This window comes from Streptomyces viridiviolaceus (assembly GCF_014650995.1).
GTDB lineage: Bacteria > Actinomycetota > Actinomycetes > Streptomycetales > Streptomycetaceae > Streptomyces > Streptomyces viridiviolaceus.
In genome coordinates this window covers 274,307-293,314 of record NZ_BMWA01000001.1, presented here as the reverse complement: position 1 = coordinate 293,314, position 19,008 = coordinate 274,307, and the positions used below count along the sequence as shown (strand labels likewise).

Annotated in this window: 19 protein-coding genes and 1 pseudogene; 9 read left to right on the top strand and 11 right to left on the bottom strand. The window is 72.4% G+C overall.

Annotated elements, in window-relative coordinates:
* Positions 1 to 24 precede the first annotated feature (24 nt).
* From IE260_RS01125 to dnaK, 4 genes are all read left to right on the top strand, one after another.
* Positions 25 to 1,455, top strand: a complete 1,431-nt coding sequence (locus IE260_RS01125) for an amino acid permease (RefSeq protein ID WP_189868494.1) — start codon at positions 25 to 27, stop codon at positions 1,453 to 1,455.
* A gap of 73 nt (positions 1,456 to 1,528) precedes the next feature.
* On the top strand, positions 1,529 to 1,951 hold the full coding sequence (locus IE260_RS01120) for an AAA family ATPase (RefSeq protein WP_308434629.1): 423 nt from the start codon (positions 1,529 to 1,531) through the stop codon (positions 1,949 to 1,951).
* Between the two features lie 87 nt (positions 1,952 to 2,038).
* Positions 2,039 to 2,464 (top strand): OsmC family protein, encoded by a 426-nt coding sequence (locus IE260_RS01115; RefSeq protein WP_189868493.1) that lies wholly within the window; start codon positions 2,039 to 2,041, stop codon positions 2,462 to 2,464.
* Positions 2,465 to 2,587: 123 nt separating this feature from the next.
* Positions 2,588 to 4,471 (top strand): molecular chaperone DnaK, encoded by a 1,884-nt coding sequence (gene dnaK / locus IE260_RS01110; protein WP_189868492.1) that lies wholly within the window; start codon positions 2,588 to 2,590, stop codon positions 4,469 to 4,471.
* Positions 4,472 to 4,478: 7 nt separating this feature from the next.
* On the opposite strand, the pseudogene IE260_RS01105 reads toward dnaK, so the two are convergent.
* The 5 genes and pseudogenes from IE260_RS01105 to IE260_RS01085 all read right to left on the bottom strand — a co-directional run bounded on the left by IE260_RS01105 (position 4,479) and on the right by IE260_RS01085 (position 8,340).
* Positions 4,479 to 4,946, bottom strand: a pseudogene (locus tag IE260_RS01105) (respiratory nitrate reductase subunit gamma).
* Positions 4,943 to 5,440: a nitrate reductase molybdenum cofactor assembly chaperone gene (gene narJ / locus IE260_RS01100; RefSeq protein ID WP_189868491.1), complete on the bottom strand. Its 498-nt coding sequence runs from the start codon at positions 5,438 to 5,440 to the stop codon at positions 4,943 to 4,945. Before narJ ends, IE260_RS01105 begins: the two are co-directional and overlap by 4 nt.
* Positions 5,440 to 6,381, bottom strand: coding sequence for a nitrate reductase subunit beta (locus IE260_RS01095; protein ID WP_373303298.1), 942 nt, complete (start codon positions 6,379 to 6,381; stop codon positions 5,440 to 5,442). The genes narJ and IE260_RS01095 overlap by 1 nt, the downstream gene beginning before the upstream one ends.
* Before the next feature lie 233 nt (positions 6,382 to 6,614).
* Positions 6,615 to 7,430 (bottom strand): SAM-dependent methyltransferase, encoded by an 816-nt coding sequence (locus tag IE260_RS01090; RefSeq protein WP_189868490.1) that lies wholly within the window; start codon positions 7,428 to 7,430, stop codon positions 6,615 to 6,617.
* A 46-nt stretch (positions 7,431 to 7,476) separates the two neighbouring features.
* Positions 7,477 to 8,340 carry a Sco1979 family transcriptional regulator gene (locus IE260_RS01085; protein WP_189868489.1) on the bottom strand — a complete coding sequence of 288 codons (864 nt, stop codon included), beginning with the start codon at positions 8,338 to 8,340 and terminating at the stop codon, positions 7,477 to 7,479.
* Between the two features lie 216 nt (positions 8,341 to 8,556).
* Between IE260_RS01085 and IE260_RS01080 the strand changes: the two genes are divergently transcribed.
* Positions 8,557 to 8,982 (top strand): hypothetical protein, encoded by a 426-nt coding sequence (locus IE260_RS01080; RefSeq protein ID WP_189868488.1) that lies wholly within the window; start codon positions 8,557 to 8,559, stop codon positions 8,980 to 8,982.
* Here the strand turns inward: IE260_RS01080 and IE260_RS01075 are convergent.
* On the bottom strand, positions 8,964 to 9,779 hold the full coding sequence (locus IE260_RS01075) for a helix-turn-helix domain-containing protein (protein WP_189868487.1): 816 nt from the start codon (positions 9,777 to 9,779) through the stop codon (positions 8,964 to 8,966). The two genes, IE260_RS01080 and IE260_RS01075, sit on opposite strands and share 19 nt — an antisense overlap.
* Before the next feature lie 136 nt (positions 9,780 to 9,915).
* Between IE260_RS01075 and IE260_RS01070 the strand changes: the two genes are divergently transcribed.
* Together IE260_RS01070 and IE260_RS01065 are read left to right on the top strand one after the other, a co-directional pair.
* On the top strand, positions 9,916 to 10,221 hold the full coding sequence (locus tag IE260_RS01070) for a 4a-hydroxytetrahydrobiopterin dehydratase (RefSeq protein WP_189868486.1): 306 nt from the start codon (positions 9,916 to 9,918) through the stop codon (positions 10,219 to 10,221).
* Positions 10,222 to 10,226: 5 nt separating this feature from the next.
* Positions 10,227 to 10,967, top strand: a complete 741-nt coding sequence (locus IE260_RS01065) for a class I SAM-dependent methyltransferase (RefSeq protein ID WP_189868485.1) — start codon at positions 10,227 to 10,229, stop codon at positions 10,965 to 10,967.
* A gap of 218 nt (positions 10,968 to 11,185) precedes the next feature.
* Here IE260_RS01065 and IE260_RS01060 read toward each other — a convergent pair whose 3' ends face one another.
* Complete coding sequence (locus IE260_RS01060; protein ID WP_189868484.1) at positions 11,186 to 11,431, bottom strand: hypothetical protein; 246 nt, start codon at positions 11,429 to 11,431, stop codon at positions 11,186 to 11,188.
* A gap of 324 nt (positions 11,432 to 11,755) precedes the next feature.
* Between IE260_RS01060 and IE260_RS01055 the strand changes: the two genes are divergently transcribed.
* Positions 11,756 to 12,658, top strand: a complete 903-nt coding sequence (locus tag IE260_RS01055) for a class I SAM-dependent methyltransferase (RefSeq protein ID WP_189868483.1) — start codon at positions 11,756 to 11,758, stop codon at positions 12,656 to 12,658.
* An 85-nt stretch (positions 12,659 to 12,743) separates the two neighbouring features.
* Here the strand turns inward: IE260_RS01055 and IE260_RS01050 are convergent, their stop codons facing one another.
* The 3 genes from IE260_RS01050 to IE260_RS01040 all read right to left on the bottom strand — a co-directional run bounded on the left by IE260_RS01050 (position 12,744) and on the right by IE260_RS01040 (position 16,661).
* Complete coding sequence (locus IE260_RS01050) at positions 12,744 to 13,580, bottom strand: aldo/keto reductase (protein ID WP_308434628.1); 837 nt, start codon at positions 13,578 to 13,580, stop codon at positions 12,744 to 12,746.
* A gap of 83 nt (positions 13,581 to 13,663) precedes the next feature.
* Positions 13,664 to 15,490 (bottom strand): AMP-dependent synthetase/ligase, encoded by a 1,827-nt coding sequence (locus IE260_RS01045; RefSeq protein ID WP_189868482.1) that lies wholly within the window; start codon positions 15,488 to 15,490, stop codon positions 13,664 to 13,666.
* A 289-nt stretch (positions 15,491 to 15,779) separates the two neighbouring features.
* Complete coding sequence (locus tag IE260_RS01040) at positions 15,780 to 16,661, bottom strand: LysR substrate-binding domain-containing protein (protein WP_189868481.1); 882 nt, start codon at positions 16,659 to 16,661, stop codon at positions 15,780 to 15,782.
* A 162-nt stretch (positions 16,662 to 16,823) separates the two neighbouring features.
* On the opposite strand from IE260_RS01040, the gene IE260_RS01035 reads away from it, so the two are divergent.
* Positions 16,824 to 17,843, top strand: a complete 1,020-nt coding sequence (locus IE260_RS01035) for a bile acid:sodium symporter family protein (RefSeq protein WP_189868693.1) — start codon at positions 16,824 to 16,826, stop codon at positions 17,841 to 17,843.
* On the opposite strand, the gene IE260_RS01030 is transcribed toward IE260_RS01035, so the two are convergent.
* Positions 17,773 to 19,005 carry a DUF5005 domain-containing protein gene (locus tag IE260_RS01030; RefSeq protein WP_189868480.1) on the bottom strand — a complete coding sequence of 411 codons (1,233 nt, stop codon included), beginning with the start codon at positions 19,003 to 19,005 and terminating at the stop codon, positions 17,773 to 17,775. The genes IE260_RS01035 and IE260_RS01030 overlap by 71 nt on opposite strands.
* Positions 19,006 to 19,008 lie beyond the last annotated feature (3 nt).

The window sequence follows — 19,008 nt, the reverse complement described above, 5'->3', positions numbered from 1 at the left end:
GTTCGAAGAGAGGCGCACCACCCCATGCACGTCACCGGAACCGTCCCTCCGTCGGCTCCGGCCCCGCAGGAGACCCCCGCGGCCACCGCCCCCCTCGCCGAGGACGCCGCCGGCACCACCGGTGACAGCGGCCGGCACGCCCGCCGCTTCGGTCTGCCCGTCGCCACCGCCCTGGTCATGGGCAACATCATCGGCGGCGGCATCTTCCTGCTTCCGGCCTCCGTCGCCCCGTACGGCACGATCAGCCTGCTCGCCTTCGGCGTGCTGACCGTCGGCGCCATCGCGCTCGCCCTGGTCTTCGGCCGGCTCGCCGAACGGGACCCGCGCACCGGCGGTCCGTACGTCTACGCCCGCGAGGCCTTCGGCGACTTCGCCGGCTTCCTCGCCGCCTGGGCGTACTGGATCACCACCTGGGTGTCCAACGCGGCACTCGCCGTCGCCGCCGTCGGCTACCTCGACGTGCTGATCCCGGTGAACGACCACCGCTGGACCGCCTGCCTCGCCGCCCTCGCCCTGCAGTGGCTGCCCGCGCTCGCCAACTTCGCCGGCACCCGCTACGTCGGCGCCGTGCAGCTGGTGTCCACCGTGCTGAAGTTCGCGCCGCTGCTGCTCGTCGCCGTCGGCGGGCTGTTCTTCTTCGACGCGGACAACCTCGGCCCCTTCCACGCCGGCGACGGCAGCGCGATCGGCGCGGTCTCCGCCTCGGCCGCGATCCTGCTCTTCTCCTACCTCGGCGTCGAGTCCGCGGCCGTCAGCGCGGGCGAGGTCAAGAACCCCCGGCGGACCGTGGGACGCGCCACCGTCATCGGCACCGCGGGCGCGGCCCTCGTCTACCTGCTGGGCACGCTCTCCGTCTTCGGCACGGTCGCCCACGACCGTCTGGTCGACTCCACCGCCCCCTTCTCGGACGCCGTGAACGCCATGTTCGGCGGCGCCTGGGGCGGCTGGGCCGTGGCGCTCGCCGCGCTCGTGTCGATGACCGGCTGCCTCAACGGCTGGACGCTGCTCAGCGCCCAGACCCCGTACGCGGCGGCGAAGGACGGGCTGTTCCCGGCCGCGTTCGCGCGCAGGCGCCGCGGGGTGCCGACGGTCGGCGTCGGCGTCACCGTCGTCCTCGCCTCGCTGCTGACCGTCTACAACTACACCTCCGGTTCGGCGAAGGTGTTCGAGGTCCTGGTCCTCGTCACCACGTTCACCGCGACCGTGCCGTACCTGCTGGCCACCGCCGCGCAGCTCTTCCACCTCGTCTCCGGGCGGCGCGACCGGGTCCACCGCGGGCGGCTGGTGCGCGACGCCGTGATCGCGTCGGTCGCGGCCGGGTTCTCGCTGTGGCTCGTCGCGGGCGCCGGATACGCGGCCGTCTACCAGGGCGTGCTGTTCCTGTTCGCGGGTGTGCTGGTCTACGCGGTGATGGCGGCCCGCGGGCAGCGGGCGCAGGAGCCGGCCGGGCGGTGATTCGGCTGCGGACGGCACCCGGGCCGCCCACACCGGTGCGGGTCCGCTTCGAGACCCGACCGAGGAGCCCTGCGTGCAGGCTGCCGTCACCGTCGCTCCCGCCCGCCTTCCGGAACTGCTGCCCGGCCTCGCCACCGTGCGGCCGGTCTTCCTCCGGGGCGCACCCGGCATCGGCAAGTCGTCCCCGGTGAGGGACTTCGCCGACTCGCTGGGCCTGGAGTGCGTGAGCCTGCTCGGCACACAGCTCGCCCCGGAGGACCTGATCGGCGTCCCGCGGATACGGAACGGGCGCTCGGTGTTCTGCCCGCCCGAGGCGATCGCCCGCGACGAGCCGTACTGCCTGTTCCTGGACGACTTCCCGTCCGCGGCGCCGGTCCTCGTCGTCACCGACGGCCGGTGCGACGTGCTGCGGGTGCGGCGCGAGCACGCCTACCTGATTCCGCAGGGCGCACGGCTGCCGTTCACCGCCCGGGGACCGGTGTTCCGGGTGAGCTGAGCCGGAGTGTGATCGGATGGGGGGCGGGGACCCGGGCAACGGGTTCCCATCGACCGGCTACAGCAAGAGAATTCGAAAGGATGCGTCGTGGCAACCACGCGTTCCGCACACACCGTCTGGGAAGGCAACCTGCTCGAGGGCAACGGTGTCGTCACCTTCGACTCGTCCGGCATCGGCGAGCAGCCGGTGTCGTGGCCTTCGCGCGCCGAGCGGGCGAACGGGAAGACCAGCCCCGAGGAGCTGATCGCCGCCGCCCACTCCAGCTGCTTCTCCATGGCGCTGTCGCACGGCCTGGCCGGCGCCGGCACCCCGCCCACCAAGCTGGTCACCTCGGCCGACGTCACCTTCCAGCCGGGTGAGGGCATCACCGGCATCCACCTCACCGTCGAGGGAACCGTCCCCGGCATCGACAACGACGCGTTCGTCGCCGCCGCCGAGGACGCCAAGAAGAACTGCCCGGTCAGCCAGGCCCTCACCGGCACGACGATCACCCTGTCGGCCAAGCTCGCCTGACCCCGGCCGTCCCTTTCCGCCCCCCTTCCGCCAGTGCCCTCATGCGCCCTTGACAACAGCACACTCAAGTTTTGTGCTGGAGAGCATAGGTGCCCGTAGGTGCCCTGGCGGAAGGGGACGGCGATGGGACGTGCGGTCGGTATCGATCTCGGGACCACGAACTCCGTGGTGGCGGTTCTGGAGGGCGGTGAACCCACGGTCGTCGCCAACGCGGAGGGGGCACGGACCACCCCCTCGGTGGTGGCCTTCGCGAAGAACGGCGAGGTGCTGGTCGGCGAGGTCGCCAAACGGCAGGCCGTGACCAACGTCGAGCGCACCGCGCGCTCCGTGAAGCGGTACATGGGCGACGCGCACTGGCGCTTCCCGGACCAGGGCACGGTCGACGGCACCCGCTACCGGGCGCAGGAGCTGTCCGCGCGGGTGCTGCAGAAGCTCAAGCGGGACGCGGAGGCGTATCTGGGCGAGGACGTCACCGACGCCGTGATCACCGTCCCCGCCTACTTCGACGACACCCAGCGGCAGGCGACCAAGGAGGCCGGGGAGATCGCCGGCCTGAAGGTGCTGCGGATCATCAACGAGCCGACGGCGGCGGCCCTGGCGTACGGACTGGACAAGGAGAACGACCAGACCGTGCTCGTCTTCGACCTCGGCGGCGGCACCTTCGACGTGTCGCTGCTGGAGATGGGCGAGGGCGTCATCGAGGTGAAGGCCACCAACGGCGACACCCACCTCGGCGGCGACGACTGGGACCAGCGGATCGTCGAGTACCTCGTCAAGCGGTTCAAGGGGCAGTACGGCATCGACCTCGGCGGCGACAAGATGGCGCTGCAGCGGCTGCGGGAGGGCGCCGAGAAGGCCAAGATCGAACTGTCCTCCTCGACCGAGACGACGATCAACCTGCCGTACATCACGGCCTCGGCCGAGGGCCCGCTGCACCTGGAAGAGAAGCTCACCCGCGCCCAGTTCCAGGAACTCACCGCCGACCTGCTCGACCGCTGCCGGACCCCCTTCCACCAGGCGGTCAAGGACGCGGGCGTGAAGCTCTCCGCCGTCGACCACGTGATCCTCGTCGGCGGCTCCACCCGGATGCCGGCCGTCACCGACCTGGTCAAGGAACTCACCGGCAAGGACCCGCACAAGGGCGTCAACCCCGACGAGGTGGTGGCCGTCGGCGCGGCCCTGCAGGCGGGCGTCCTGCGCGGTGACGTCAAGGACGTCCTGCTCCTCGACGTCACCCCGCTGTCCCTCGGCATCGAGACCAAGGGCGGCATCATGACCAGGCTGATCGAGCGCAACACGACCATCCCGACCCGGCGTTCGGAGATCTTCACCACGGCGACCGACAACCAGCCCTCGGTCGGCATCCAGGTCTACCAGGGCGAACGCGAGATCGCCGCCTACAACAAGAAGCTGGGCGTCTTCGACCTCACGGGGCTGCCGCCCGCCCCGCGCGGCGTCCCGCAGATCGAGGTGGCCTTCGACATCGACGCCAACGGCATCATGCACGTCTCCGCCAAGGACCTGGCGACCGGCCGTGAGCAGAAGATGACCGTCACCGGCGGCTCGGCACTGCCCAAGGAGGACATCGACCGCATGATGCGGGACGCCGAGCAGTACGCCGAGGAGGACCGCAAACGCCGGGAGGCGGCCGAGACCCGCAACCAGGCCGAACAGCTCGTCTACCAGACCGAGAAGTTCATCCGGGACAACGGTGACAGGATTCCCGCCGACACCCGCGCGGAGGTCGAGTCGGCCGTCGCCGACCTCAAGGACCGGCTGGAGCGCAACGCCGACACGGCAGAGCTGCGGGACGGCGTCGAGAAACTCGCCTCCGTCAGCCAGCGCATGGGGCAGGCGATGTACGCCCAGGCCCAGCAGCAGCCGTCGGGGGAGGGGAGCGAACAGCACGCCTCGGCACAGGACGAGGACTCCGTGGTGGACGCCGAGATCGTCGACGACGACAAGGACACGAAGGGCAGCAAGGACACCAAGGGCCCCGCGGCTTGAGCGCCGCTCAGGACCCCGCCCGCTCCCAGCCCCGCCGGTCCGGGCGCGGCCCCGGCCGCCTGGGGACGCGTGACCGGTACACCACGTACGGCCGGACCAGGTGCTGCACCGGTGCGCTGAACATGTGGACCAGCCGCGTGTACGGCACCAGGGCGATCGGCACCATCCCGATCCCGGCGACCGTCAGCACCCCGGCCGCGGTTCCGCCGTAGAGCGGGAACAAGTGGTAGGCGTGCTCGTCGACCGAGCGCGTCGGTCCACGACGCCGGCACGAACAGCCCGATCAGATGGCCCACCAGCACGAAGAGGATGCCGTAGTGGAACACCGGGAGGCGATGTTCAGCAGCTTCGACTCGTAGACCTGTGAGGACGGGGTCGTCCAGCCGAACCGGTCGTAGCGGTGCCGCCGGATCAGTCCGGCGACGAGCAGGGCGAACGCGGCGTAGGGCAGCATGCCCCACAGGAACACGGTCATGGGCGGGCTCCGGAGGACGCGGACGGCAGGGTGGCGCACACGGCGTCCAGGACACAGGCGTACGGCGTGCCGAACGCGGTGAGCCGGGAGCGCAGCTGCTCCAGGGCGTCGCGGTGCTCCACGAGCAGCTCCGTCTCACCGGTGCGGGCGACGAACTCCAGCACCGCCGGCAGGAAGTCGGGCAGCTCCTCGCCGGTGAACTCGAGGCCGTGGGCGCGGTAGAGATCCTTGAAGCGGACCAGCGACATCCCGCGCCGCCGGGTGTCGCCGTCGCGCCACCGGCTCAGGTACAGGCTGTGGCGGTTCCTGAAGTCGAAGACCTCCACGTAGTGCGCCTGCAGTTCGCCCTGCGGCGTCACCGCCGCGTGGTCGGTGAACTCCCGCAACTGCGGCGCGGCCTCGCGCAGCAACGGCAGCCGGGCGCGGAAGTCGTCGTCGGGGTAGGTCAGACAGAGCGCCGCCGCCTGGTACAGCATCTCGAAGCTGCCGGGCATCAGACCTCCCTCTCGTCGTCCGCGGTCTGCCGCCTGCGCAGGATGTGGAAGTTCTCCACCGGCACCAGCGGAAGCCGCCGGCGGCCCGAGTCCTGGCCGAACGGGCCGTCGCCGCCCATGCCGGGGCCGCCCTCGTGGTCCGGGCTGCACGCGTCCGGCAGCGCCGACTCCTCCGGCCGGCGCGCGTCCCCGACGGCCGCCGTCGGGATCACGTACCGCTCCTCGTGCTTGGCGATCGCCGGCAGCCGGTACATGTCCTCGACCTCCTCCGGCGCCATGCCGACGGCGGCCGCGACGGCCGGGTCGGGCTCCTCGCCGAGGTTGACCGACCGCGTGTGGGAACGCATCGCCGCCGGCTTCTCCAGAAACGCCCGCACCGGGCCGACGGCACCCGCCGAGAACAGCTCGGCCAGGTACTCCAGCGGGATGCGCAGCGTGTCGATCGCGCCGAACAGGTTGTCCGCGTCCTCGCCGTCGTGTCCGGTCTCCGTCAGCGCGTCCACGACCGGCGACAGCGGCGGGATGTACCAGACCATCGGCATCGTCCGGTACTCGGGGCTCAGGGAGAGCGCCACCTTGTACCTGCCGACCAGCGCGTGCACGGGGGAGCGGCGGGCCGCCTCCAGCCAGTCGTGCGGGATGCCCGCCTCCTGGGCCGCCCGGACCACCTCGGGGTCCTCGGGGTCGAGGAAGACGTCCGGCTGCGCCCGGTACAGGTCCCGCTCGTCCGGCGTGGACGCGGCCGCGGTCACCTTGTCGGCGTCGTTCAGGACGACCCCCGGGTACCGCAGCCGTCCCACGCACGTCTCCGAGCAGACCGTCGGCAGGCCGACCAGGCCGATGCTGTGCAGGTCGGGTGCGGCCGTGCCGGACCGGAAGAACCGCCCCGCGCGCAGCAGCGCGGCTCCCGGCTCGGTGGGCGGTGTCCGCGTGTCCGTCACGTGCGCTCCCTTGCTCGCCCTGGTCCCGAACCTAGGGGCGGGCGCGGGAGCGTACCCGTTCGCGGCGGCCGTACGGGTCAGGCGTGCGGCCGGGGCTGCGCCCAAGGGGTGTCCGTGGTGCGCGCGCCGGCCCCGCGACGCCCGGCGCGCCCCCCACGCCCGCGCGGGCGGACGAGGCGCCTTCGCGGCCACCCACCCATCAGCCGCGTGAACAACGCTTCAGGTCAGTACACCTAGGGCTTGCGCGCCACTCCCGCGTACACCGGCACGATGCCCTCCGCCTGGGCCGCCACGTCCTCCGGATCCGGCCGCCACCCGGTCACCGGGATGATGCCGGGGCCCAGCAGCTCAAGTCCGTCGAAGAAGCGCGCGAACTCGGTCAGGGACCGCGGGAAGAACGGGGTGCCGTTGCGCGCGAACAGACCGGCGGCCTTCCCCACCGCCTCGGGGTTCAGGTCCGGCGTGACCTGCGACAGGATCAGGAAACTGCCCGGCGCGAGGACGCCGACGTACCGCTTCAGCAGACCGTGCGCGTCGTCCCCGTCGACGGCGTCACCGAGGTAGTGCGTCAGGGCCACCAGCGACAGCGCGACGGGCCGCCCGAAGTCCAGGGACTCGCCCGCCTGCCGCAGGACCGTGTCCGGGTCCCGTACGTCCGCGTGGACGTAGTCGGTGGAACCCTCCGCCGAGCCGCGCAGCAGTGCCTCGGCGTGCCGGAGCACGATCGGGTCGTTGTCGGCGTACACCACCCGAGCCTCGGGGGCCACTGCCTGGGCCACCTGGTGCAGGTTCGGCTCGGTGGGGATGCCCGTGCCGATGTCCAGGAACTGGCGGATCCCGGCCTCGGCGACCGTGCGGACCGCCCGGTGCATGAAACGGCGGTTGGCGCGTGCCCCGCGGACCGCCGTGTCGTCCGCCGCGAGGATCCTGCGGGCCAGTTCCTCGTCCACCGGGTAGTTGTCCTTGCCGCCCAGCCACCAGTCGTAGACGCGGGCCGGATGCGGCCGGCTGGTGTCGACGGGGACGGACGCGGCGTCGGGTCCGGTCATACGGTGTGTTCTCCTCGGGACTCGGCCGCGATGTGCGGCGGTGCTCTCAGAAGTTCTCGCGGTACTCCCGCAGGATCTTCTCGGTGCGCTGCGTCGACGCGGCCCGCGTCGTCATGTGGTCCAGGACCTCCAGGTGCGCGGAGACCTCGGCTCGCGAGTCCAGGTACAGGGCACCGGTCAGATATTCGGTGAAGACCATGTCGGGTAGTTCCGGCTCGGCGAAGCGGAACAGCGTGAACGGCGCGTACGTGCCCGGGTGCGGCCCGTCCGCGAACTCGGCGACCTGCAGCGTCACCCGGTCGCGGTCAGCGAACTCCAGCAGTTTCTCCAGCTGTTCGCGCATGACCCGGCCGTCGATGCTCACCGGCCGCCGCAGCACCGTCTCGTCCATCACCACCCACAGGTGGGGTGCGGCCCCGCGCTCCAGCAGCCGCTGCCGCTCCATGCGCAGGGACACGTGCCGTTCGACCGCGTCCGGACCCGCGCTGCCGATCGTCCCGGCCTCCAGCACCGCCCGCGCGTAGTCCTCGGTCTGCAGCAGACCCGGCACGAAGTGCGGCTCGTAGGACCGGATCATCCGGGCGGCGCCCTCCAGGCTCACGTACAGGCTGAACCAGTCCGGCAGCACGTCGTGGTACCGCTGCCACCAGCCCGGCTGGTTGGCCTCCTCGGCCAGCGCCACGAAGGCGGTCACTTCGTGCTCGGGCACGCCGTACGCCGTCAGCAGGATCTGTACGTACGGTATTTTCAGCGCGACCTCGGCCGTCTCCATCCGCCGCACGGTCGCCGGGGCCACCCGGAGCACCTTGGCGGCCTCCTCGCGCCTGAGGCCCGCCGTCTCACGCAGTTCCTGCAGCCGCTTCCCGAGCACCACCTGGCCCACGGTGGGTGCGGCACGCCGCTCACTCACGCCACGCCTCCCCAACGCGCCGAAGATGCCAGCAGTGTGTCATGTCCCCCTGTCACTCTCACAGGGACTCCGTGGCACCGGGGCATTACCTGACGGGTAATCGACCGGGCGCGCGACGGACGGGATCGTGGAGGCACCGGGTACCGGGCCGGCGCACTCCGGTCCGGCACCCGGGTCCCTGCAGCTCTGCCCGACCCCGACGGAGGGTGACTCGCCATGTCCACCAACCAGCTCGCCGCGCTTGCCCGCACCTCGGAACCGCAGGTCATGCTGCGCCGCTTCCTGGCGCTCGACGCGGTCGTGACCGGCGGCAACGCGGTCGCCTACCTCGCCCTGTCCGGACCGCTCGGCCACTTCCTCGGCGAGGACTCCGGGCTGCTGCTCGCCCTCGGCGCGTTCCTCGCCGGGTACGCCGCCGCCGTGGGCCTGCTGGCCGCGCGCCGCCATCCGCCGGCCCTCGCCGTCCGGGCCGTCGTGGAGGTCAACCTCGCCTGGGCGGCGCTGAGTTTCGTCGCCCTCGCGGTGTGGCTGACGCCCACCACGGCCGGAGCCGTGTGGACGGTGCTCCAGGCACTGACCGTCGCCGGCTTCGCCCTGATGCAGTACGCGGCGCTGAGGAGCCGTCAGGGCATGAGCGTGTGAAGGTACTTGACCGTCGCCGGGTCGGCCGGGAGCAGTGTCTCGATGGCCAGCTCGGCGACGGTCACGTCCATCGGCGTGTTGAAGGTGGAGATGGAGGAGATGAACGACAGCGTCCGGCCCTCGTGCTCCACCTGCATCGGCAACGCGAAGTACGGCACCGGCTCGTCGGGTTCCGCGCCGCCCGCCGTGTCCGGCACCGGGTACGCCGCCACCTCCTCGTACAGCGCCCGCAGCGGCTCCGAACGGTGCAGGGCGATCTGCCGTTCCATCTGCGCCAGCAGGTGCCCGCGCCACTCGCGGAGGTTGCGGATGCGCGGTGCCAGACCCTCCGGGTGCAGCGTCAGCCGCATCGCGTTCAGCGGGGGCTGAAGGAGATGCTCCGGCACGCCGTCCATCAGCATCATGATGCCCCGGTTGGCGGCCAGCACGTGGTACGTCGCGTCGACCACCAGCGCCGGGTACGGCTCGTATCCCCGGATCAGCCGCTCCATGCCCTCGCGCAGGGCGTCCAGCGCCGGGTCGTCCAGCGGGGTCTCCGGGTAGTGAGGGGCGTAACCGGCCGCCAGCAGCAGGGCGTTGCGCTCCCGCACGGGCACGTCCAGGTGCTCGGCCAGCCGCAGCACCATCTCCTCGCTCGGCCGGGAGCGGCCGGTCTCGATGAAGCTGATGTGCCGGGCGGAGGAGTCGGCGCGCAGCGCCAGCTCCAGCTGGCTGACCCGACGCCGCTCCCGCCAGGCCCGCAGCAACGGGCCCACGCCCTGGGCAGTGGATGCGGTACCGGACAGAAGAGCGGTCATGCTCCGAACCGTAGTCGACGCGGAGGCCCGGCGGCACCGCCGCACCCGGTGTGACCAGCGCCCCGGCGGCCGCGCTGTGGCAGGCTGAGAGGGAACCCGGCACCATTCGCCCGGCCCCAGGGAAGGAGCGCAGCCCATGCCCGTCGAACCGCTGTCGCAGAAGGAGATCGAGGAGCGGCTGGCCGAGCTTCCCGGCTGGTCCCTCGACGCGGGCCGCCTCACCCGCTCCTACCGGCTCGGCTCGCACTTCGCGGCGACGGCCATGGTCGTCCACATCGCGCAGGTGCAGGAGGAGCTCGACCACCACTCCGACCTGACCCTCGGGTACAACACGGTCAACCTGGCCGTCAACACCCACAGCGCGGGCGGTGCCGTCACCGAGAAGGACGTCGAGCTCGCCCGCAGGGTGGAGGACCTGGCGGCGGGCCACGGGGCACACTGACAGGCGTGCTGGACTACGACAAGGAAGCGGAACGGTACGACGCCTCCCGCGGCGGCGAGCCCCGCGCCGCGGCCGCCGCCGAGGCCGTGCTGAGCCTCGTGCCCCCGCGGGCGCGCAGCCTGCTGGACGTCGCCTGCGGCACCGGCATCGTCACCCGGCGGCTCGCGGCCGGACGGGAGTCCCTGCGCGTGACCGGCGTGGACCTCGCCCCCGCCATGGCCCGCCAGGCCGCCGTCCGGCTGCCCGGCGCGGTCGTGCTGGCCGACAGTCGCCGGCTGCCGTTCCGGGACGGGGAGTTCGACGCCGTCAGCAGCGTGTGGCTGCTGCACCTCGCGAGCGGAGCCGAAGCCGTGCGGACCATCGTCGGTGAGTGCGCCCGCGTGCTGCGCCCCGGCGGGGTGTACGTCACCACGGTGGACAAGGGCGCCTCGCACAACGTGGGCAGCGACATCGACGCCGTGCTCGCCTCCCGTCCGCCCAGCAGGGCCCGGGACGCCGCGGAACTCGTCGAGGCCCACGCCCTCGCGCACGGGCTGGTCCCGGACGGCCGGGCCCGCTTCACCGGCCACGGGCAGGGGCGCAGCCCCAGCCGCACGATCGCCGACCTCAGGCGCGGCTGGTTCGTCACGCTGCCGCCCGGCGAACCGCTCGCCGAGGTGTTCGCCACCCGGCTCGCGGCCCTGCCCGACCAGGACCGGCCCCGACCCGACCCGGTCTTCACGCTGCGGGCCTTCAGAAAGCCGTAGCGCCCGAAGGCGGCCACTCCCACGCCTCCTGCGACGGGGTTCCCCCCTTCCTCGCAGGCGGCCCCCGTCAAGCGCCCGCGCGGGCACCGCAGGCGCCGCGTCCTCCGTTCCGGCCCTCACCCGCCGCACCGGCGCTGCCCGACGCCGGCCGGACCACGCCGGTCCCCGGCACGCCGGCCCGCGGTGAAGGCGGCGTCCGTGACGGTCGCCCCGTCGCCCTACGCGGCCTCGTCCACCACCGGGGGCCCGCCTCGGGTCACCACCTGCCGGACCCATCCCTGCGTGAGCCGTGTCCGGGAGGCCAGCACCTCCACCGGTACACCCCGCCGGTGCGCGGAGCGCAGGGCGGCGTTGCGCCACTGCAGCAGTCTTCTCGTCGCGGCCTCGCTCGTCGCCGTCCGGTGCAGGAACACCGCCGTTGCGAGCAACAGCCGTCCCGCCAGGCCCTCCCACGTACGCGTCACGCAGCGCCCCCTGTCGTCGCCACCACTCCCACTCACACAACGGTCGAATGAGTACAGCGCGGCCACAAGGGCGTGAAACGGGCGCACTGGTCACGGAGGAGAGAGGGCGCGTGCCGGCACGCGCCCTCCGGAACGCCACAAGCTCCACGTACGAGCCCACGGCGAGGGCGATGTCCGCCCGGGCCCGGAACCGGTGGTGCGTGAAGGCGGGCGCGGCACCACCCGCGGGACGCGACGGCCGTTTTGCGAAAGCGGCAACAGAAGTTGTCGCGTCCGCGTGCGGGGGCGCACCCTGGCGGCGACGGGAACGGGAGGCCGGCCACCATGGCGCACGATCACCACCACGACCACCACGAGCGGGACCACGCACACCACCACGACCACACCGACAGCGACTGGGCCGGGATGGCTCCGCTGCTGGAGGCGCAGGCGGAACTGTTCACGCCGTTGTACACGCAGGCGATCGAATGGCTGGGGGCTCAGGTGCCCGAGCCGGAGCTGGTCGTCGACGCGGGCAGCGGACCCGGTGTCGTCTCGTGTCTGTTCGCCGACGCCTTCCCCGGCGCCCGGGTCGTCGCCGTCGACGGCGCGGCGCCGCTGCTGGAGCGGGCCCGCGCGCGGGCCGCCCGGCTGGGCGTCGCCGACCGCTTCGGCACCCTCGCCGGTGACCTGCCGGGTGTGCTGGACGAGTTGGACCACCCCGCCGACCTGCTGTGGGCCAGCAAGAGCCTGCACCATCTCGGCGACCAGCGCTCGGCCCTCGCCGCGTTCGCGGGACATCTCGCGCCCGGCGGCACGCTGGCGATCCTGGAGGGCGGACTGCTCGCCCGCTTCCTGCCCCGGGACATCGGGATCGGGCGGCCGGGGCTGCAGGCCAGGCTGCACGCGGTCGAGGAGGACTTCTTCACCGGGATGCGCGAGAGCCTGCCCGGTTCCGTCGCCGAGACGGAGGACTGGCCGGCGCTGCTGACCGCGGCGGGCCTGAAGCACACCGGCACCCGCAGTTTCCTGCTGGACCTGCCCGCCCCGCTCCCGGCCGAGGCCCGCGACTACGTCGTCGCCACCCTGTCCCGCCTGCGCGAGAAGGCCGCCGACTCCCTCGACCCCGTCGACCGCGCCACCCTCGACCGGCTCCTCGACCCCGGTGACGAGGCGAGCGTCCACCGCCGCCCGGACGTGTTCGTGCTGCTGGCGCACACGGTCCACACCGCGGTCCGGCCGGCCTGACGGGGCACGCCGCCGAGACACGCGGAAGGGCCCGGACGGACCGGGCCCTTCCGGGTGTGCGGGCTCATCGTGCGTGCGGACGTGCTCAGCCCATGTCGAACGTCGCCGGGTCCGGGCCCAGGCGCCGGTCCTCGTTCAGCGCGCTGATCGCCGCGAGGTCCTCGGTGTCCAGGGTGAAGCCGAAGACGTCGATGTTCTCCTCGATCCGGGACGGTGTCACGGACTTCGGGATCACGACGTTGCCGAGCTGCAGGTGCCAGCGCAGTACGACCTGGGCCGGGGTGCGGCCGTGCTTCTGGGCGATGGCCACGATCGCCGGGACCTCCAGCAGGCCCTTGCCCTGGCCGAGCGGCGACCACGCCTCGGTGGCGATGCCCTGCTCGGCGTGGTACTCACGGGCGGCGCGCTGCTGCAGGTGCGGGTGCAGTTCGATCTGGTTGACGGCCGGGACGACCGACGTCTCGCCGATCAGGCGCTCCAGGTGTTCCGGCAGGAAGTTCGACACGCCGATGGCCCGGGCCCGGCCTTCGGAGTACAGCTTCTCGAACGCCTTGTACGTGTCGACGTAGGCGCCCTTCGACGGCAGCGGCCAGTGGATCAGGTACAGGTCCACGTACTCCAGGCCGAGCTTGGCGAGCGAGGTGTCGAAGGCGCGCAGCGTGGAGTCGTACCCCTGGTCGCTGTTCCACAGCTTCGTGGTGACGAAGAGGTCCTCGCGCGGGACGCCGGAGGCGGCGATGGCCTTGCCGGTGCCCTCTTCGTTGCCGTAGATCGCCGCTGTGTCGATGCTGCGGTACCCGGCCTCCAGCGCCGTCGCGACGGCCGTCTCGGCCTCGTCGTCCGGCACCTGCCAGACGCCGAAGCCCAGCTGGGGCATCTCGACGCCGTTGTTCAGGATGATCGGGGGGACCTTGCTGCTCACGAGCTCTTGATCCTTCGGTTGTGGTCAGGTGTTGCTCCCATGGTCAACGATCACGGGGCGGGATGCATTCCTGACCGGAGAAATCACGCCCGGTACAGCGCCTCGACCTCGGCGCCGTAGGCCCTCTCGATGGCCTTGCGCTTCAGCTTCAGCGACGGCGTCAGCAGCCCGTGCTCCTCGGTGAACGGCTGGGCCAGGATGCGGAACGTGCGGATGGACTCGGCCTGCGAGACCAGGGTGTTGGCCGCGACGACCGCCCGCCGCACCTCCGTCTCCAGGTCGGCGTCGTGCACCAGCTCGGCCGGCGACAGCCGGGGCTTGTTGCGCATCGTCAGCCAGTGCTCGACGGCCTCCTGGTCGAGGGTGACGAGGGCGGCGACGTACGGCCGGTCGTTGCCCACGACGATGCACTGGTTGACCAGCGGATGGTCGCGCACGCGCTCCTCCAGCGCACCGGGCGAGACGCTCTTGCCGCCGGAGGTCACCAGGATCTCCTTCTTGCGGCCGGTGATGGTGAGGTAGCCGTCCTCGTCCAGCGAACCCAGGTCGCCGGTGGCCAGCCAGCCCTCGTGCAGGGCCTCGTCGGTCGCCTTGGGGTTGTTCAGGTAGCCCTGGAAGACGTTGTCACCGTGCAGCCAGATCTCGCCGTCGTCCGCGATGTGCACGGTGACGCCCGGGACGGGGCGGCCGACGGTGCCGTACCGGGTGCGCTCCGGCGGGTTGGCGGTGGCCGCCGCCGTGGACTCGGTCAGGCCGTAGCCCTCGTAGATCTGCACGCCCGCGCCGGCGAAGAACAGGCCCAGCCGCCGGTCCATCGCCGAGCCGCCCGACATGGCGTTGCGGATGCGTCCGCCCATCGCGGCCCGCACCTTGCCGTAGACGAGTTTGTCGAAGAGCTGGTGCTGCATGCGCAGGCCCGCCGACGGGCCGGGGCCGATGCCCCAGGCCTTCGCCTCCACCGCCTCCGCGTACTTCACCGCCACGTCGACGGCCTTCTCGAAGGGGCCGGCCTTCCCCTCCTTCTCGGCCTTGCGCCGGGCCGCGTTGAACACCTTCTCGAAGATGTACGGCACGGCCAGGATGAACGTCGGCTTGAAGGCGGCCAGGTCGGGCAGCAGCGCGGCGGCGTTGAGCTGCGGCTGGTGGCCGAAGCGCACCCGGCCGCGGATCGCCGCGACCTCCACCATGCGCCCGAAGACATGGGCGAGCGGCAGGAACAGCAGGGTCGCCGCCTCGTCGCCCTTCTTGGAGTGGAACACCGGCTCCCAGCGCTCGATGACGGTGTCCGCCTCGTACATGAAGTTGCCGTGCGAGATGACACAGCCCTTGGGGCGGCCCGTGGTGCCCGAGGTGTAGATGACGGTGGCGACCGAGTCCGGTGTGACCGCCTGCCGGTGCCGGTGCACCACCTCGTCGTCGAGGTGGGCGCCCGCGTCGTACAGCTCCTGGACCGCGCCGGCGTCCAGCTGCCACAGCCGGCGCAGGTGCGGCAGCCGGTCGATGACGGTGGCGATCGTCATCGCGTGGTCCTCGTGCTCCACGATCGCGGCCGTGACCTCGGCGTCGTACAGCATCCAGAAGCACTGGTCGGCGGAGGACGTGGGGTAGACGGGCACCACCTGGGCGCCGACGGTCCACAGGGCGAAGTCGAAGAGGGTCCACTCGTAGCGGGTCCGGGACATGATGGCGACCCGGTCGCCGAAGCGTACGCCCTGGGCGAGCAGGCCCTTGGCGAGGGCGAGGACCTCGTCGCGGAACGCGCCCGCCGTCACGTCCCGCCACCGCCCGGCCTCGTCCTTGCGGCCCAGCGCCACGTGCTGCGGGTCCTCCTCGGCATGCCGGAAGACGACGTCGGCCAGGCCGCCCACCGGTGGTGCCAACGCCAACGGAGGACTGGTGAACTCGCGCAAACCCCGCTCCCCGCTCCTCGTGACCCCCGCACAGCGCGGTGAAAGCTACCCCACCCCGTGCGGGGGCGGGAGGGGTGGCGAAATCGAACAGGGCTCATGTCCGCGCTGGTCAACGCCGGAAAATGCGCTTACATGGGGAAGGGTCGGACAGATTCCTGACGGTTGAGTAAGTTTCGGTGCCGTAATCTCCACCGAATCTGTACGGCCCACCTACCGCCGGTACGGGTCCGTCGAGGCCGCCGTCTCCTCCTTCAGCGCTGGGGCCGCCGATTCCGTCACACCGGCGCCGTCACGCGAGTCCGCTGCGCCGAGGCCGGTGCAACCGGTCACCGCCCGCCAGGATCGCCGCCGCGAGCGCGTCCGCCGCGCCCTGGGCCGAGGGGCGGCGGCGGCCGTGCACCAGGACGAAGTCGACGCCGCCCAGCTCCGGCAGGCCGGCCCGCTCCGGCACCCGCACCAGGCCGGGCGGGACGAGTCCCCGTGAGTGGGCCATGACGCCGAGGCCCGCGCGGGCGGCGGCGATCAGGCCGTTGAGGCTGCCGCTGGTGCACGCGATGCGCCACTCGCGGCCCTGGCGCTGCAGCGCCTCCAGTGCGAGCGCCCGGGTGATGCCCGGCGGCGGATAGACGATCAGCGGTACCGGACGGTCCGGATCCAGGCGCAACCGCTCCGCGCCGATCCACACCAGCCGGTCGCGCCAGACCGGCCGGCCCCGCGGGTCCTCGGGCCGGCGCTTGGCCAGCACCAGGTCGAGCTCCCCGGCGGCCAGCTGCTCGTGCAGCGTGCCCGACAGCTCCACCGTCAGCTCCAGGTCGACCTCGGGATGGTCGTGCCGGAAGCCCTCCAGGATCTCCGGCAACCGGGTCAGCACGAAGTCCTCGGACGCCCCGAAGCGCAGCCTTCCGCGCAGCCGGGTGCCGGTGAAGAAGGCCGTGGCCTGCTCGTGCACCTCCAGGATCCGGCGCGCGAAGCCCAGCATCGCCTCACCGTCCTCGGTCAGCTCCACCGAGTGAGTGTCCCGGGTGAACAGCTGCCGTCCGGTGGCGTCCTCCAGGCGCCGGACGTGCTGGCTCACCGTCGACTGGCGCAGCCCGAGCCGGCGGGCGGCCTGCGTGAAGCTCAGCGTCTGGGCCACGGACAGGAAGGTGCGCAGGTGGGAAGGGTCGTACACGGCTTCCAGGCTATCGCGGAACGTGATGACAGTGAGAGCGGTATACCGGATTCCCGATCGCCGGGTCAGGGAGCACCATGGAGCGGGGACCCGTGACCCCGCGCAACGAACCAGTGAACGAGCAAGTGGAGCACCGTGAAACGCCTGCGATGGCCGCGCTGGATGCCGGTCGACCCGTACATCCTGCTGCTGCTCGGGACGGTGGGCCTCGCGGCGCTGCTGCCGGCGCGGGGCACCGGCGCGGACGTCGTCTCCGGTGCCTCCACGGCCGCGATCGCGTTCCTCTTCTTCCTCTACGGCGCCCGGCTCTCCACCCGCGAGGCGATGGACGGGCTGAGGCACTGGCGCCTCCACGTCACCGTGCTGGCCTGCACCTTCGTCGTCTTCCCGCTGCTGGGCCTCGCGGCCCGGGGGCTCGTGCCGGTCTTCCTGACCGACCCCCTCTACCAGGGCCTGCTCTTCCTCACCCTGGTGCCGTCGACCATCCAGTCGTCGATCGCCTTCACCTCCATCGCCCGCGGCAACGTGCCCGCCGCGATCTGCGCGGGCTCCTTCTCCTCGCTGGTGGGCATCGTCGTCACGCCGCTGCTGGCCGCCGCCCTGCTCGGTGGCAGCGGCGGGGGATTCTCCGCCGACTCGCTGCTGAAGATCGTGCTGCAGCTGCTGGTGCCGTTCGTCGCCGGGCAGGTGCTGCGCCGGTGGGTCGGAGGCTTCGTCGCCCGGCACAAGAAGGTCCTCGGGCTCGTCGACCGCGGCTCGATCCTCCTCGTCGTCTACACCGCGTTCAGCGAGGGCATGGTCCAGGGCATCTGGCACCAGGTGAGCCCCGTCCGGCTGGCCGGGCTGCTGGCCGTGGAGGCCGTGCTGCTCGCCGTGATGCTCGTGCTGACCTGGTACGGCGCCAAGGCGCTGCGCTTCGGGCGGGCGGACCGGATCGCGATCCAGTTCGCGGGCTCGAAGAAGTCCCTCGCCGCCGGACTGCCCATGGCGAGCGTCCTGTTCGGCGCCCACGCCTCGCTGGCCGTGCTGCCGCTGATGCTCTTCCACCAGATGCAGCTGATGGTGTGCGCGGTCATCGCCAAGCGCCGCTCCCACGACGCCCCCGAGGACGTCAGTCCGCCGGAGCCGGCCGGAGCATCAGCGTCACGAACCGCGGTCGGTACAGGGTCACGTTCCGGCTGAGCTGCAAGGCGGCCCCGGCCGGGTCCAGCCAGTTGACGTCGTAGCTGAGCACCAGCCGTCCGCCGTCGCCCAGCGCCGGGTGTGCCTGGGGGTTGTAGGCGGCGACCGAGCCCTCGGGCAGCGGCGGGCGGAACTGCCGTGCCGGTCCGTGCCACGGGCCGGTCGGGGAGCAGGCCCAGTAGGACGCCACCGTCGTCAGTCCCTCGGCGCCCGCGGCCATCGTGAACAGCAGGTACGTACCACCGGCCCGGACGACGGAGAAGGCACTGCCGACGCCGGTGCGCCGCCCGTCCCCCAGCACCGGCCGCGACGGCTCCCCGGGCACCCACGCGGACCCGTCCCAGTACCGCCAGGCGCCCGGCTCCGCGAGCCTGCCCTCCGGCACCCGTGCGACATGGGCGTGGGAGACCGGGTGGGAGACGGCGCGGCGGTCGTCGCCGCCGAAGACGTACGTCCAGCCGCCCTCGCTCACCAGCGAAGTGCCGAACAGTACCCGCCGGGCCGGATCGGCGACCGGCCGCTGGTCGGACACCGTGACGACCGACTCGAGGCGCAGGCCGGGCAGGCTCAGCGTGGCGACCTCGGTGGCGGTCGGCACCCCGTAGATCCAGGGCGGCCCGCCCGCCGTGCGCACCCACAGCAGCACCCGCAGGACCCGCTCGGCGGAGCCGGGGGAGCGGGCCTCGACACGGGCGGCGACCGGCCAGCGCCACTGGTCCGGGGCCGGGTCGGGGAAGAGCGGGGCGGGCAGGGTGCGCTCGGGACGTCCGTCCCGCATCAGCACGGCCGAGTTGCGCACCAGGGGCGCCGTCCCCTCCCGCCAGGCGGTGGGCTCGCCGGCCGGGTTGGGCGGGCCGTGCACCCGGCCGAGGTAGGTGTCGGAGAACAGCCACAGCACCCGGCCGTCGGGCAGCCGTACCGAGTGGGTGCCGTCGCCGCCGGTCCAGTCGTCGGTGCGGGCGGGGTCGTCCCCGTAGCGGGCGAAGGCGCCGGTGAGCCGCTCGTCCGCCGACCAGGTGCCGACGGTCCGGGGCGGGCAGCCGGCCGCCGCGCGGTCGTCGTCCTGCGGCAGGACCGTGAGCAGCACGGCCGCGAGGACCAAGGCCAGCAGCAGGCCGAGCCCCGTCGCCGTCCGCTGCCGCGCTCGGGTGTCGTCGGGCACGCT

What these genes read in the sequence shown, in the direction of transcription:
- IE260_RS01125 (WP_189868494.1), top strand. Translation starts at nt 25, where the DNA reads ATGCACGTCACCGGAACCGTCCCTCCGTCGGCTCCGGCCCCGCAGGAG.
- dnaK (WP_189868492.1), top strand. Translation starts at nt 2,588, where the DNA reads ATGGGACGTGCGGTCGGTATCGATCTCGGGACCACGAACTCCGTGGTG.
- narJ (WP_189868491.1), bottom strand. Translation starts at nt 5,440, where the DNA reads ATGCCCGGCAGCTTCGAGATGCTGTACCAGGCGGCGGCGCTCTGTCTG.
- IE260_RS01090 (WP_189868490.1), bottom strand. Translation starts at nt 7,430, where the DNA reads ATGACCGGACCCGACGCCGCGTCCGTCCCCGTCGACACCAGCCGGCCG.
- IE260_RS01080 (WP_189868488.1), top strand. Translation starts at nt 8,557, where the DNA reads ATGTCCACCAACCAGCTCGCCGCGCTTGCCCGCACCTCGGAACCGCAG.
- IE260_RS01075 (WP_189868487.1), bottom strand. Translation starts at nt 9,779, where the DNA reads ATGACCGCTCTTCTGTCCGGTACCGCATCCACTGCCCAGGGCGTGGGC.
- IE260_RS01070 (WP_189868486.1), top strand. Translation starts at nt 9,916, where the DNA reads ATGCCCGTCGAACCGCTGTCGCAGAAGGAGATCGAGGAGCGGCTGGCC.
- IE260_RS01055 (WP_189868483.1), top strand. Translation starts at nt 11,756, where the DNA reads ATGGCGCACGATCACCACCACGACCACCACGAGCGGGACCACGCACAC.
- IE260_RS01035 (WP_189868693.1), top strand. Translation starts at nt 16,824, where the DNA reads ATGCCGGTCGACCCGTACATCCTGCTGCTGCTCGGGACGGTGGGCCTC.